Annotated in this window: 14 protein-coding genes; 3 read left to right on the top strand and 11 right to left on the bottom strand. The window is 56.6% G+C overall.

All coding sequences use genetic code 11. The annotated features are described in order from the left end of the window. Positions 1-14: 14 nt before the first annotated feature. Genes B0G52_RS22735 through B0G52_RS22720 form a run of 4 tightly spaced genes read right to left on the bottom strand, consistent with a single transcriptional unit; the run spans position 15 to position 3173 of the window. Positions 15-767 (bottom strand): amino acid ABC transporter ATP-binding protein, encoded by a 753-nt coding sequence (locus B0G52_RS22735; protein WP_094047695.1) that lies wholly within the window; start codon positions 765-767, stop codon positions 15-17. Then, positions 764-1474: an amino acid ABC transporter permease gene (locus B0G52_RS22730; RefSeq protein WP_094047694.1), complete on the bottom strand. Its 711-nt coding sequence runs from the start codon at positions 1472-1474 to the stop codon at positions 764-766. The genes B0G52_RS22735 and B0G52_RS22730 overlap by 4 nt, the downstream gene beginning before the upstream one ends. After that, positions 1471-2253 carry an amino acid ABC transporter permease gene (locus B0G52_RS22725; protein WP_094047693.1) on the bottom strand — a complete coding sequence of 261 codons (783 nt, stop codon included), beginning with the start codon at positions 2251-2253 and terminating at the stop codon, positions 1471-1473. The genes B0G52_RS22730 and B0G52_RS22725 overlap by 4 nt, the downstream gene beginning before the upstream one ends. Positions 2254-2294: 41 nt before the next feature. Continuing rightward, positions 2295-3173 carry a transporter substrate-binding domain-containing protein gene (locus tag B0G52_RS22720; RefSeq protein WP_094047692.1) on the bottom strand — a complete coding sequence of 293 codons (879 nt, stop codon included), beginning with the start codon at positions 3171-3173 and terminating at the stop codon, positions 2295-2297. A gap of 478 nt (positions 3174-3651) precedes the next feature. Here B0G52_RS22720 and B0G52_RS22715 point away from each other — a divergent pair, with 478 nt between their 5' ends. Then, positions 3652-4839 (top strand): IS4 family transposase, encoded by a 1188-nt coding sequence (locus tag B0G52_RS22715; RefSeq protein WP_094047691.1) that lies wholly within the window; start codon positions 3652-3654, stop codon positions 4837-4839. Positions 4840-5329: 490 nt separating this feature from the next. On the opposite strand, the gene ssuE is transcribed toward B0G52_RS22715, so the two are convergent. After that, entirely contained in the window at positions 5330-5896 is a 567-nt protein-coding gene (gene ssuE, locus B0G52_RS22710) for an NADPH-dependent FMN reductase (RefSeq protein WP_094047690.1), read from the bottom strand. Between the two features lie 12 nt (positions 5897-5908). Next, positions 5909-6796 (bottom strand): LysR family transcriptional regulator, encoded by an 888-nt coding sequence (locus B0G52_RS22705; protein WP_369827115.1) that lies wholly within the window; start codon positions 6794-6796, stop codon positions 5909-5911. Positions 6797-7024: 228 nt separating this feature from the next. Between B0G52_RS22705 and B0G52_RS22700 the strand changes: the two genes are divergently transcribed. Then, the gene (locus tag B0G52_RS22700) at positions 7025-8413 is read left to right on the top strand and encodes a purine/pyrimidine permease (protein WP_158223828.1); all 1389 of its coding nucleotides are present in this window, start codon (positions 7025-7027) and stop codon (positions 8411-8413) included. Continuing rightward, the gene (locus B0G52_RS22695) at positions 8397-9008 is read left to right on the top strand and encodes a DsbA family oxidoreductase (RefSeq protein ID WP_094047688.1); all 612 of its coding nucleotides are present in this window, start codon (positions 8397-8399) and stop codon (positions 9006-9008) included. Before B0G52_RS22700 ends, B0G52_RS22695 begins: the two co-directional genes overlap by 17 nt. Positions 9009-9629: 621 nt before the next feature. Here the strand turns inward: B0G52_RS22695 and B0G52_RS22690 are convergent. From B0G52_RS22690 to B0G52_RS22670, 5 genes are all read right to left on the bottom strand, one after another. Continuing rightward, the gene (locus tag B0G52_RS22690; RefSeq protein WP_094047687.1) at positions 9630-10154 is read right to left on the bottom strand and encodes an OsmC family protein; all 525 of its coding nucleotides are present in this window, start codon (positions 10152-10154) and stop codon (positions 9630-9632) included. A gap of 2 nt (positions 10155-10156) precedes the next feature. Continuing rightward, on the bottom strand, positions 10157-10831 hold the full coding sequence (locus B0G52_RS22685; RefSeq protein ID WP_094047686.1) for an amino acid ABC transporter permease: 675 nt from the start codon (positions 10829-10831) through the stop codon (positions 10157-10159). Further along, positions 10831-11640, bottom strand: coding sequence for an amino acid ABC transporter substrate-binding protein (locus B0G52_RS22680; protein WP_094047685.1), 810 nt, complete (start codon positions 11638-11640; stop codon positions 10831-10833). Before B0G52_RS22680 ends, B0G52_RS22685 begins: the two co-directional genes overlap by 1 nt. A 384-nt stretch (positions 11641-12024) precedes the next feature. Then, positions 12025-12828, bottom strand: a complete 804-nt coding sequence (locus B0G52_RS22675) for a lipase family protein (RefSeq protein WP_094047684.1) — start codon at positions 12826-12828, stop codon at positions 12025-12027. 91 nt (positions 12829-12919) lie between these two features. Next, positions 12920-14242, bottom strand: coding sequence for an alpha-L-fucosidase (locus B0G52_RS22670; RefSeq protein ID WP_094047683.1), 1323 nt, complete (start codon positions 14240-14242; stop codon positions 12920-12922). Positions 14243-14351: the final 109 nt, after the last annotated feature.

Here is a 14351-nt window from a genome sequence, read left to right as displayed (position 1 = left end):
CTCCTATCCGCTCTTTAGATCGAATACGCGCTGTCCGAAGTAAACCTCGCCAGAAACTGCCGCGTCCGCTCTTCCTTCGGCGATTGGAAAATCGTCTTCGGCGGCCCTTCTTCGACGACGGCCCCGCCTTCCATGAATACGATATGGTTCGCCACCTCTTGGGCGAAGCTCATCTCGTGGGTGACGATGATCATCGTGATGCCTTCCTTGGCGATTTTGCGGATGACGGCAAGCACTTCTCCGACCAGTTCCGGATCGAGAGCCGAAGTCGGTTCGTCGAACAAAATGACTTCGGGGTTCAGCGCCAACGCCCGGGCGATGCCGACGCGCTGCTGCTGCCCGCCGGACAGCTGGCTCGGATACGCGTCCAGCTTGTCGCCGAGTCCGACCTTCTCCAGCAGTTCGACGCTTTTCTGGCGCGCCTCTGCCTTCGGCAGCTTTTTGACAACGACGAGCCCTTCCATCACGTTCTCCAGCGCGGTTTTGTGACGGAACAGGTTGTACTGCTGAAATACCATTGCGGTTTTGCGCCTTAGCGCGTGAATGTCCTTCTTGGCGGGTTTCCGGCAGTTGACGGCGAATTCGTCGATCGAGATCTCCCCGTCGCTCGGCTTCTCCAAATAGTTGATGCAGCGAAGCAGCGTCGTCTTGCCCGAGCCGCTCGGGCCGAGGATCGCGACGACCTCGCCTTTGTCCACGGTTAGATCGATGCCTTTGAGCACTTCGTTTTTGCCGAACGCCTTGCGAATGCCTTGCAACCTGATCATGCGACACCTCCGCGATTGTATCGGGTAACTCTTCTCTCGAGCAGCGCCGACAGCCTCTCGATCAGAACGGTCATCCCCCAGAATAAGAGAGCGGCCGCCAAGTACGCTTCGAAAAACTTCCAGTTCGTCGTCGCCAGAATCTCCGCCTGAGCGTTGATGTCGACGACGGACACGGTGAAGGCGAGCGTGGAACCGTGCAGCATGCCGATCAGGCTGTTGGTAAGGTTCGGCAGTGCGGCTGCGAACGCTTGAGGAAACACGATCCGGCGCAGCCCCTGAACGGTCGTCATCCCGACCGCATGGGCGGCCTCCATCTGACCTTTGTTCACCGCCAGCAAGCCCGAGCGAACGACTTCCGACAAATAAGCGCCCGCCGTAATGGAGAAAGACAGGTAAGCGAAACCGATCATCGGAATTTGCGCCGATCGAAACGACCAATCGAATCGATCCGCCAGCCCGTCTACGACAAGGGGAATCGAGACGTACAAAATCAGTAGATGCGTCAGCATCGGCGTGCCGCGGATGACCGTGACGTAAGCTGCCGCGATCCGGTGCAGCACCGGCACCCGGTACATGCGGCACAGGGCAACGAACGTTCCGATCGCCAAGCCGCACAGCACCGAGACGACCGTGATCTTAAGCGTTGTCGGAACGGCGGGCAGCAAGCCGACGCACGCCGTCCAGATGAACGAGAAATCCAGCTTCATGCCCGGGTACCTCCCTTGCTCAGCGCGAGTCCGGCGTTCGTGCGCTTTTTCAGCCATTTTTTCCCGAGGGGGACCCTGTCCGCATTGCCGGTTTCGCGCTCGTGCTTCAGCATGCGGCGCTCGACAAGCAGGAACAGCCTTTCCAGAACAACGCTAACGATAAAGTAGATTGCAGCCAACGCAATGTACGATTCGATAAAATGCCGTGACATCGTCGGCAGCGTCTGCGCCTTCCCCGTCAGCTCCATGACGCCGAGCGTAAAGGCCAGCGAGGTGTCCTTCAGTGTGGCGATGACGAGATTCGCGAGAATCGGCACCGCGATCGCCAGCGCCTGCGGGAACACGATCCGGGTGAACGCTTTGAAGCCGCTCATCCCGACCGCGTACGCCGCTTCCACCTGTCCCCGGTCCACCGCGGTCACCGCCGCCCGAATGCCTTCGGAGACGTAAGCGCCGCTGTGCAGACCGTAGACGAGAATGACGAATACGAGAACGGGGAACCTCGTCACGTCGATATGAATCAGCTTCAGCACCTCGGGAAGCCCGTAGTAGAACAGGAACAACTGGATCAGAATCGGCGTCCCCCGGAAAAAGGAAGCGTAAACCTGGGACAGCCTCTGCAGCACGGGAACGCGATACAGCCGGGGAATCGCGGCGAGCAGGCCGAACACCAGGCCCAGCACAATCGATGAGGCTACGATGAATAACGAGATTTGAATGTAAGGCAGCAGCTTCACGAAATATTCGAACACGTACCTGATGTCGAATTTGGCCCCCATGTTGCGGATTCACCTCTAGCCGTTGATTTCTGCGAGCGGATCTATTCCTCCGCGGTAAAGTCTCCGCCCAGCCATTCCGTGCTCAGCTTGCCCAGCGTTCCGTCCGCCTTCAGTTCCTTGATGGCGCCGTCGATGGCGTCGGACAGCTTCTGCGCTTCCTCGTCGTTTTTGCGGAACATGAACAAAATGTCCGCTTCGGAGAGCGCCGGTCCGGTCGTTTTGAGCTTGCTTTCGGGATCGATGAGCGACAGCGCGAAGTCTGCGGCGAGCGTGGCGTCCACACGTCCGGTAACGATCTGGTCGACGGTGTCGTTGGCGCCTCCGCTGCTGTATACCACTTTGATGGCGTTGCCGTTCTCTTTGTTGTAATTCTCGATAATTTGCGCTTGAGCGCTCGTCGCGCCTACCAGCACCTTCTTGCCTTTCAGGTCGTCAAGCGATTGCACGGAGTCGTTGTCCTTGGCGACGACGATTTTGTTTCTCCAGTGCGCGTACGGCTCTTGGTTGAACAGGTACTTCTCTTCGCGCTCGGGGTTCTTCTCCATCTCGTGGGCGACAAAGTCGATTTTTTTCGTTTCGAGGCTGAGCAGCAGACTCTTGAACTCCTGGGTCTGGAACTCGAACTCGTATTGCGCCAGACGATTGTCGATCTCCCGTACGAGCTCGACGTCGAAACCGGTCAGCTTGCCGTTCTCGTCGATGAAGCACACTTTCGGAAACTGCGTGCCGGTACCGACGATGATTTTCGTGACCTTCACGGGCTCAGCCTGTGCGCTTGCCGATTCGCTGGCCGCCGGGCTCGAAGCCGAAGCTTCCGGCGAGGGCGATGATGAGTTGGCCGAGTTGTTGTTTTTCGCGCCGCAGGCGGCTAGCGTAAGCGATAGCGTAAGAATGACGATGGCAAGGCTGGTTTTTTTCATAGCGATGAGTCCCTCCGCTTTTCTTTTTGTCGAATCATGTTAAACTTATAATTCCTACTGGATAAGTAAGAATTATTGTTGGAATTAACAATAGCACCTGACCTATTTTGTCGTCAATGGATTCGATAATAGAGATCTTCTATAGGTCGATTCAAATCTCCGATACGACCTTACGGGGCGCGGTTTGGCGGGGTTTTTCGAGGCTTTGAACAGGGGAGTGAACAAGGAGTGAACGGGGGCGGCGATGGGGACAAATGGGCGGCAGGCAAGACCACCATTTGGCCTTGACGTAACCGGGGGCGCGACTCCGAGGCCATCTTTTGCACTAGCCATGCATCAAACCTAACACGAAAAAATACTTCTCATAATTTCCTATATTAGGAATATTGTGAATGCTTTTTCGTAGTTAAACACAATAAAGCTCCTTTATTGTAGAAATGACGCGTTATCCATCATTTCTCCAAAAAAGGAGCCCCACATGGATAACAATAAAAAAGTGAGCGTCATTTGTCAATGCCTAAACGTACTTCATGTGTCAGGTTACCGTTCTCCCTTTGACGATCATCGTTCTAAAAAGCTCTTTACCGGGAGTGCCATCGAACTTCACGTCATTGCCCAGTTGATGCAGCTTCAGTCCTACGATGTCATCTCGGAACAACTTCAGGCACACCCTGCGCTACGCAAAGCCGTTGGGTTGGATTCGATTAGCAGCGCCCAACTGTCCCGAAAGACCAAGACCTTGTGTACGCAGAGCTTGCAACAGTTGTTCTATGATTTGGTCGCTCGAATCGATACGCTAACCCGGTCCGGTAAAGGGATCTCCGACGCGATCGGTCGACTTCATCTCGTCGATGCAACAGACATCAGTATGCCTCACTACTTGGGCAGATGGGCACGGTGCGGCTCACGCAAGACTGCCGTGCGGCTCCATGTTCGTCTGATTGTCGCCGATCCCTACACCACCTTCCCTGACCGAGTGATAGGAACGACGGCCAACGTCCAAGAATCGAATCTGACCCTTGAACTGGCGGTCGATCGGGAAGCCACCTATGTCATGGATCGGGGATACGAAAAACGCGCGCACTTCGAACAACTGGTAACAGACAACATTCGATTTGTCACACGCGTCCGAGATTGTCTTCAACTCTTTCCGGTGGCAGGTACCGCACGTGAGATCCCATCCTCTGGTTCCGTTCGAATCCTGCAGGATGTCGATGTGACGATGCGAAAGTCAACGGCCCAGCTGCGACTCGTCGAATTTGAGGACCTTAAAGGACTTCGATATCGCGTGGTGACGAACCGGTGGGATCTAACGGCCTTGGAGATTGCCGAGATCTATAAGAACCGTTGGCTAATCGAGTTGTTTTTCAAATGGGTGAAACAACATCTGAAGTTGGTTAAGCTCAGCAGCTTCGAACAAGAAGCGGTTTGGAACCACGTGTTTCTGTCGCTGATCGCTTATGCAGTCAGCCTTTTGGTTAAACTCAGCTTGCAAACCACCAAGAGTCAGTGGGAGGTTTTGAAGCTGCTGCGGGCCTATTTCTATCATAGCTGGCAGCAATTTCTGGCAGCTTTGAATCGGGTCCCGTCGCGGAAATCCCGAGGGAGACAGAAGACGGATCGAGTCAAGCTTGTCGAAGAGAATCAGCGCGTCATACTGCGTTAGGTAAAGATAAATGAATATCCAATTTTGTGGAAAATCGCGTCTCCTGTTCCTACTCTGATTTTTTTTGCTTACTGCGAAGAGATTGGCATGGAAAAATATGAGACCCAATCACAATATTGGATTATGGTTTGATCCCTAGGTTGTCATGTAAGGTTTGATGCATGGGTAATGCATCTTTTGGTCTCCCCCAGCCGCCCCCAATGTGGTCAGGTTAAGCGCCGGGAGGCCCGAGGCCAATAAAGTGCCTTGGCGGTATGCGGCCGGAACCGGCGGGGAGGCCCGAGGCCAATAAAGTGCCTTGGCGGTATGCGCCCGAAACCGATGGAGAGGTCCCGAGGCCAATAAAGTGCCTTGACGGTACATACCTCGGGGCAGTTGGGGGCTATAATTGCTTAACCTGACAACATTGCAGCCGCCCCATCCTCCCCGCAGCGCGCATACAAACAAGGGGCTGCTCCGTCTCGGAACAGCCCCCTTTTAAGGACAAAACCTATGCGTTAACGCCGGTGCCCTTCGCCCGAGCGCCGAGCCAGACCAGTTCTTCGGCCAGCTCTTCCGAGGCGCGGTCCAGGCGTTCAGCCAACTCCTCGGACAGCTCGAAGCCGCCGCCCTCCAGACGCTGCACCCACTGGTCGATGGCGAACACGCCGCCCAGAATATTGCGGCTGCCGAGCACCGACAATACCGGCTTCAGCGCGTAATCCAGGCTGAGCAGATGCGCGATCGTGCCGCCGATAAACAGAGGAAGCGTGATTTTGCCTTTCAGTCCCGTCTGCGGAAGCAAGTCGAGGAACGCTTTCAGAATGCCCGTATACGATGCCTTATAGACAGGGCTGGCGATAACGACGGCGTCGGCGGCTTCCACCTGCGCGAGCGCGGCCAAGATCGCCTCGTCCTTGAAATTCGCGTGAAGCAGCGCCTCGGCAGGCAGCTCCGCGACGCGGATGTGGCCGACCTCGAAGCCTTTCTCCTTCCAGTTGCTCTCCACCCGTTGAATAAGCCCGTTCAGACGGGACCCCGGCGTCGGACTGCCGGAAATGATGACGATTTGACTCATGCTCTTCTCCTCCTATTGAACGTTTAATAGTTTGCCGATCGCGATAATTTCGCTTAGAAACTGCCCGTGCTCTCCCGGATTGGAGATGACGTTCGTCTGCAAGGCGATGCCGTCCGTCCCCGGCACCCGGATCGGAACGAGCCTGCCCGCCGCAACTTCCTGCTTCACGCTCAGACCCGGCAGGAACGAGATGCCCGCCTTGCTGAGGACAAGCTTCTTGGCCATCTCCGAATTGTCCGTCTGGATGCGGATGTTCGGAGGGTGGTCGAGGTTCTCGAAAATGCGATGAACCCTCAGCCAGTCAAGCGCCCCGCACTCGAAAAAAACGATCGGTTGCTGCGCGATCTGCGCCACCGACAGGCGTTCGAGCTCGATGAACGGATGTCCCTCGTAGACGTACAGGGAAATCGGGTCCTCGTAAAATTTCACGGAATGCAAGTTCGGATGGTTCACTCCGCGAACGAATCCGATATCGACTTCCTTGTTCAGAACTTTGCCTACGATCTCGTCTGTCGTCCCCGTCACGAACTTGTAGTGGGTGTTCGGAAAAAGATGCGCCAGCCGCGGAAGCAGCTCGGGAACGACGTAGTTCGACACAGTGACCGTGCAGCCGATCTTGATCTCCTCCGGAAGCGACCTCTTCCGATTAACGTGCAGCTTGCCTTTCTGATAGGTCAGCAGAAGCTGTTGGGCATAGGGCAGGAATCTCTTGCCTTCCTCCGTAATTCGCACGGTTTTGCCTTGCCGGTCGAACAGCCTGCAGTCAAGATCGCGTTCGAGCGATTGAATGCGGGCCGTAACCGATGGTTGGGATAAGTATAACGCTTCGGCCGCCTTATTGAAACTCCCGCAATGGATGACGTATACGAACGCCTCGACATTTTCGATATTCACCGTCATCCCCCCGATCAACTTCCATTCTCCGAAAAATGATTCCAACCTTTTATATCCAATATAATAAATCGGAATTATCGGAATGTAAAGCAAAACTCTCATTCATAGCCCCCGGCTTATTCTCCTTATTATCGATTTCGTATTGGATGTCGCTTCCTTCGCGCGGCTATAATGGGGCATATCTTTCGCAGCTTGCTGACTTTCTGCGATCTTTACGGAGGTGGTACCTCAACTATGCGTACGGCGCTGTCTTCCGCGCAATGGGCGCTGTTCTTCCTTACCGGCGGACTCGTCGCGCCGATCGTCGTGGCGGCCGCTTTCCATCTGTCCGACGCGGAAACCGCCCAGCTCATCCAGAGAACGCTGATGATCATCGGAATTTCCACGCTGCTTCAATCGCTGTTCGGCCACCGGCTGCCGATTCTGGAAGGACCGGCGGGAGCCTGGTGGGGCGTCTTCATCCTGCTGGCCGGAGGTCTGACCGCCGGAGAATCCTCCGCGCTGCTGCTGCGCCAGATGGAAGCCGGACTGCTGCTCGTAGGCCTCTTCATGATCGCTCTAAGCGCCTTTAACGTTATCCGCTATGTCAAGAAGCTGTTCACCCCTGTCGTAACCGGCACGTATTTGCTCCTGCTGGTGTTCCAATTCAGCTCTCCTATCGTCAAAGGCATTCTGGGCGTCGGATACCGCGGCTCGGTTATCGATCCCGCCGTCGCCGCCCTCTCGCTGGCCGTCTTGACGGTTACGCTGCTGCTCGGCAGAAGCCGGATCTCCTGGCTGCGGCATTACGCGGTGCTGATCGGCATCGCGCTCGGCTGCGTTTTGTTCCAAGCGTTCGGATTGACCCGCTGGCCCGAAGCGCCCGCAAACGGCCTCTTCGAGCGGCCGGCGCTGTTCGCCTGGGGAGCGCCGGCCTGGGATACGGGCATCGCGCTTACTTCTCTCGTCATCGCGCTGCCGCTGCTCATCAATCTGATCGCCGCGATCACGATTATGGAAAAGGCGATAGGCGCGAAGCCGGCCGGCCATTATGCCAAAGCGGGCTTCGTGATGGGCATTACGCAGCTGCTCTCGGGCTTGTTCGCGGCCGTAGGAACCGTCTCCAATTCGCACTCGGCCGGCTTCGTCGCTTCGACGGGAATGACGCGCAGGCTGCCTGTCTGCATCGGCTGTCTGATCTTGATCGCGGCGGGCTTGTTGCCGGTCGTGGCCGCACTACTGTCGACGATTCCCGTCCCCGTCGCCTTGGCCGTTATTTTCGGCTCGTTCAGCCACCTGCTGTCCGCCGGACTGAAGGAGCTCGGAGCCGTGCTGAACGACGAGAAGAAACTCTCGGTCGTCGCGCTCTCTCTGTTCGCCGGCGTCGGAAGTTTATTCATCCCTGCGGCCAGCCTCGCCGCGTTGCCGGACGTGCTCAAGCCGCTGCTGAGCAACGGGCTGATCGTCGGCGTGCTCGCCGCGATCCTGATCGAGCAAGGCTGGCGGCTCGCGGACCGGTATGCAGAACGGCAAAAACGCAAACAAACGGAGCGCCTGATGGCGCAATGGGCCGGCATCGGCTGCACTTCGGAAGGCTGCTCCATACCTCAAGCAAAGGAGAATGATCATGTCGCTAACGGTTAAAGTGTATTCCGATTACGTCTGCCCGTACTGTATTTTGGCCGAGGGCCAGCTGGAGGAAGCCGCGGCGGAAACCGGGGTCGAAGTCGAGCATCTCCCCTACGAGCTGCGTCCCTATCCGACGCCTACGCTGCGCCCGGAGGATGCCTACATGACCAACGATTGGCGAGACAAGGTGTTCCCGCTCGCCAAGCTGCTGAACATTCCGATCGTGAAGCCCCCCTTCTCCCCGCAGCCTTACACGCATTTTGCGTTCGAGGGCTATCAATACGCGAAGGAACACGGCAAAGCGAAAGAGTACAACTCGCGCATGTACCGGGCGTTCTTCCTGGAGAGCAAGGATATCGGCGATATCGACGTCTTGACGGAGCTGGCGGAAGAACTCGGCTTGGACCCGGTCGGCTACCGGGAAGCTCTGGAGACCCGGGCATACAAGGAAGCGCACCAAGAAGCGCTCAGGCATGCCGTCGAGGAGGCGAAAATTACCGGAGCGCCTTTCTTCATTATCGGAAGCACGGTGCTGAGAGGGATGGTTTTCAAGCATCAGTTCGTCGAGACGATCCGCAAGGAGCTTCTTCTCGCGCAGACCTCGAGATAACGCAGTAGGCTGTCCCATAGGTAAAACGAGTCGTACCGAACGATTATCGACGGATGCAGGGTAATGGGCATCTATCTCCTTCCGATGTTCCAGGAGATAGATGCCCTTCTTTTTTTCTACGGCTGACCAACTGACTCACATCCGCTTGCCAAGCTAAAAAAGCTATTCGTCGCGACCTCACACGTGTGCCAATGTGCGATTCTTTCGAGCAACCATCTTGTTAGCGCGTGATTGGAGAGACGATAACCGATTCTTTAGAACATCGTCCTCCGTTTGAGCGCCATTCGGGAGGCGTTAACCGAATCTTTAGAACATCGTCCTGCATTTGTGCGCGATTCGGAAGACGTTAACCGAATCTTTAGAACATCATCCTCCGTTTGAGCACCATTCGGGAGGCGTTAACCGAATCTTTAGAACATCGTCCTCCGTTCGAGCGCTATTCGGGAGGCGTTACCCGATTCTTTAGAACATCGCTCTCCGTTCACGTTACAAGAGCCTCTCCAGCAAGCGTTTCGTTTGCTCGTGTGTGCGAATGGGGCTGTTGTACTTTTTTTCATCGATAATCCGGTACGACCTTACTTGTGGGACAAGCGGCTTGTTTGAGACTTGTTTGCTGCTTGTTTAGGCTCGCTCCAGCCTGCCTGAGATCGTCTGCGGCTTGAGCAGCAGATTCAGAATCGGACAGGCTCGCCCCACCGCTTCGTGCAAGCCGGCCAACTGCTCCTCCGACGCGGGCGATGCGATTCTGAGCGTGTACGAGATATCGTGCAAATACACCGGCACGTCTTCGTAACCGGGGCGTCCGGCCAGAGGATGCATATGGCCGGCCACTTCGACATCGACCCGATCGAGCGGGATGCCGAGCTGGGCGGCCTGAATGAGCGTCACATGGCTGACGCAGCTTCCCAGCACGCCGAGCTGCAGCTCGGGAGAGCTCGGTCCCAGATCGTATCCCGCGAAATCCGGCGGGCTGTCGCTGATGACTTGGTAGTCGCGGATGCGGATCTCCCGCACTCCGCTCCTTCCCGCGACGCGAACGGCCGCCGACAGCCGCTGCGGCTGCACTTCCGCCTGCTTCTCCAGCTTGTTCCTTCGCGCCTCTATCGCTTGACGCTTATCGTTCAGAAATTCCGGCAATCCGGACATCGTTACATCTCCTTCGCATAAGGCTTGCTCATTTTACGTTCGATCAGAATTTGCATATAGCCGAATATCATCGCCGCGCCCCAGTACAGCAAGGCGGCGGCCGAGAAGCTTTCGAGAAACTTGAACGTATCCGCGGCCATCAGCTTCGCTTGTCCCATCGTCTCGGTCAGCCCGAGCGCGAAGCCCAGCGACGTCTCCTTCAGCACCGTGACGAACGTGTTGCCGAAGCCCGGCACCGCGACGTACAGCGCCTGCGGCAGCACGACTCTGCGCATCGTCTGCCACAGCGTCATGCCTACGGAACGCGCGGCCTCCCATTGCCCGACATCGACGGCGCGGATCGCCCCGCGGATAATCTCCGCCAAATACGCGCCGCAGTTGAGGCTGATGCCGACGACCGTCGCCGTATACGCGTTCATGCCGTTCATCGCGGGGATGACCTGAGGCATGCCGTAGTACAAAATGAAGAGCTGAACCAGAAGCGGAGTCGCGCGGAAAAACGAAATGTACGCTCTCGCCGCGCCGGCCAGAACGGCGACATTCCTGCGAATGAGCGTCTCCAGCACGAGTCCGATAACAAGACCGATAGCCATCGACAAGATGGCTATCGTGACCGTGAGATACAAAAATTTGAGCAGCAAAGGAATCGACGACAGGAAATAACCGAGATCGAACATTATTCGGGCTTCGTCAAGTCTTCCGTGAACCACTTCACGGACAGCTCGCCCAGCTTGCCGCTCTTGCGCAGCTTATCGAACGCGTCGTTCACTTCCTTGACCAGCTTCTTGTTCGACTCGTTGTTCACGAACGGATTGGCCGCCGGGATGACGTTGAACTGCTTCCCGCCGAGCTGCAGCGGCAAGCCCGACTTGTTGATCGTTCCGAGCGCCGAAGCTTTCGTCGCGAACGTGGCGTCCACCCGGCCCAAGGCGACATCCTGGAACCCGGCGTCGGCGGACTCGTAGTTGACGATCTCGATTTCTCCTTTCGTATCGAAGTTTTTGACATGGTTCACGAAGTTCGTGCCGATCTGAATCGCGATTTTCTTCCCTTTCAGATCCTCCAGCGATTGAATGGCGTCGTTGCCCTTCTTGACGACAAGCTGCGCTCCCGAATACACATAAGGCTCGCCGAACAAATATTTCTGCTTGCGCTCGTCGGTCACCGCGATCGAATTGGCGATCGTATCGATCTTGCCCGTATCCAACAGGCCGAACAGCCCGCTGAATTCCGACTTCTGCCACTCGATCTCATAGCCGATCTCCGCCGCGACCGCATCCCATACGTCGACCTCGAAGCCTTCCAGCCGGTTCGTCTCCGTATTCTGGAACACGTAAGGATAGAAGCCTCCCGTCGTTCCGATCGTCAGCTTCTTCGACGTACCCGACGCCCCTTCCGATTTTCCTCCGCATGCCGCCAGCACGATGGCCGCGACCATAATCGACGCCAGCGCGAGAACTCCCTTTTTCCACGTTGCAGTCCGCATTCCCGACACTCCTCATATAGTTTTCTGATGTGAATTATAGGAATTAACTCACAGGTAGATTATAAGAGCGCCCGGGAACGCATTCCAATACGAAAAGGCCTATCGGTCTGATAAGCCTCGCCTAATGGTTATAGCCCTGAGCGCACGCCAAAAGGAGCTGTCTCCTAAGTCAGGGCGTACCAGATTATCGATGAAAAAAAGAAGGGCATCTATCTCCTGGAGACTGCCTCATACGGTCCTGAAATCACCCTGTCACGGGTTTACCAGTTCAAAATTTCAGGATCGTATAGCATCGGAAGGAGATAGATGCACCTGGCATCCATCCATCGATAATCGTTTAGTACGCCTCTTTTTACTTACGAGACAGCCCCATAGATCGCGAAACTAAGGAGCGAACGGAGAAGGAACGGAAGAGCCCGGACAGAAGCCGGGATTGTAATCGCTCAGCTTCCGCGCGAACAGCGGATCCCTCTGCGCCAATTCGGCGTAATAACTGCCGATGATATGGTTGCCGGACACCGAACCGTTGTGGAAGTTGAGCTGCTCCGAATGACGGACGTGCTTGTAATAAAACGTTCTGCCGCTCTTGGGCAGCGTAAGCGTCAGAGGCGGCAGATGGGTGACGACGTCGAACTCGTTGTGCACTCTGAAGCTGCGCGCGATTTTGCCGTCATAGGCTTTCGCGAACGCCGGATCTCCTGCGCGGGGAGCCGCGAACGTATAAACGACGGGATGGCGGAACTTCGTTCCCGCCGCCGCGTCGAGCGCGCACAGCGTCGCCAGCGCGCCTCCGAGGCTATGGCCCGTCACGTACAGCGTTTTGTCCGGAGAAATCCGTTTCAGGCAGGCGTGAATTCCATCCCGGGCCGAGCTGTAGATGCCCGTAAAGCCGCGGTGCGTCATCCCGGCGTTTTTGGCGAATTTGTATTTCACCTGGCTCGCCAGCGCGTCGGACACCCAGTCAGACGTCGAGCTCGTGCCGCGAAAGGCGACGATCGCATGCGTATCGGACTGCAGCACGAAGCCGAACCTCTCGGGCACTCCGAGCAGCGACCTGGCGCGGATATCCCCGACAAACTCGAACGGGCGGGGAACGACGAACGCCCCGCTCGGATCATTGAATTGCGCATAAGTCTGGCTGCACACCGCCGCCAGAAAAATCGCCGTACGATTGTTGAACCCGCCCATTGGCAGCGCCCCCGTCTAAGCCTCTTGCGATAGCCTATTAACGGGGGCGCCTGTTGGTGCTTATCCATGCGATGGCCGAAGCCGGTTAACGTTAATCGTTATCTTCGTCCAGAAGGATTTCCACAACGGTGTCGCGATCGTCCGGAAGCGGATAAGTGAAATGCTCGGGCTGGGCGAAGTTGAAGAAGGCGTCGTCCGGATACATCGCTGCGTTCCACGGGCGGGAGACGAACAGCTCCGATCCGTCGGCCAGCAGCCGCGCCCGCTTGATCTTCCCGGCGAGCCCCGCCAGATTGACCGGACCGATGCTCTCTTCGAACAGATGCGCGTAGAGCTTGTTTCCTTTTCTCGTGTAACGGCCCCAATCCGGCTTCGGCAGCCCCGCTTGACCGCATCCGTAGATGCTGTCCCCGTTGCGCTCCATCCACTGCCCGATCCCGTCCAAAATGCGAAGCGACTCTTCCGGAATTTCCCCTCTCGCGTCCGGTCCGACGTTCAGCAGCAGGTTGCCGTTTTTGCTGACGCATTCGACCAGCTTGCGGATGACCGTCTTCGCCGATTTGTAGGTTTTGTCCGCGGCGGCGTAGCCCCAGTTGTTGTTCAGCGTAATGCAAGCCTCCCACGGAATGGACTCCCCGCTCTCGTTCACGACGCCGCTCGGAGGAATGATCTGCTCCGGCGAAGCGAAATCACCGGAATAGAAGCTTGGCTCGTCCGTATAGATCGAACCGCCTTCCTCGCCGCTCGCCTCCAACCGATTGTCGACGATGATGTGCGGCTGCAGCGAGCGGATCATCTCCATCAGCTCGGTCGCGCGCCATTTTTCCCCCTTCATCTCGTCGTAGGAAAAGTCGAACCACATGACGTCCAGCTTGCCGTAATCGGTGAGCAGCTCGCGAACTTGTCCGTGCATGTAGTCCAAATACCGGTCGAACGTCGCCGGATCGCGCTTGTACGCTTCGTCGTCGCGCATCGGATGAATACGGTCCCCGTAAGCCGGATAGTCGGGGTGGTGCCAATCGATCAGCGAGTAGTACAGCCCTGCTTTCAGCCCTTCCGCGCGGAAGGCGTCGAGAAACTCGCGCACGAGATCGCGGCCCGACTTCGTGTTCGTCGATTTGTAATCGGTAAGCTTGCTGTCGAACAAGCAGAAGCCGTCATGGTGCTTGGCCGTCAGCACGGCGTACTTCATGCCGGCCGCCTTGGCCGCTTTCGCCCATGCCTTCGGATCGTATTTGTCCGGGTTGAACTCCTCGAAATATTTCTGATAGTCCTCGTTGCTGATTTTCTCGAAGCTTCTGACCCATTCCCCGCGGGCCGGAATCGCATACAATCCCCAGTGAATGAACATGCCGAAGCGGTCGTTCAGAAACCATTTCGTTCTTTCCTTGATCTGCTGGCCGTAATTTGTCATCTCGCCGGCGCCTCCTCTTGTTCGGATATCCCTAGATTAGCAACCATCTGATATAATCAACAAGGTTGGCAATTAGCCTTTATGGGGATAGGATTAACTAATTCGAGGT

The organism is Cohnella sp. SGD-V74, from assembly GCF_003001675.1.
Classification (GTDB): domain Bacteria; phylum Bacillota; class Bacilli; order Paenibacillales; family Paenibacillaceae; genus Cohnella.
This window is presented reverse-complemented; position numbering and strand designations above follow the sequence as displayed.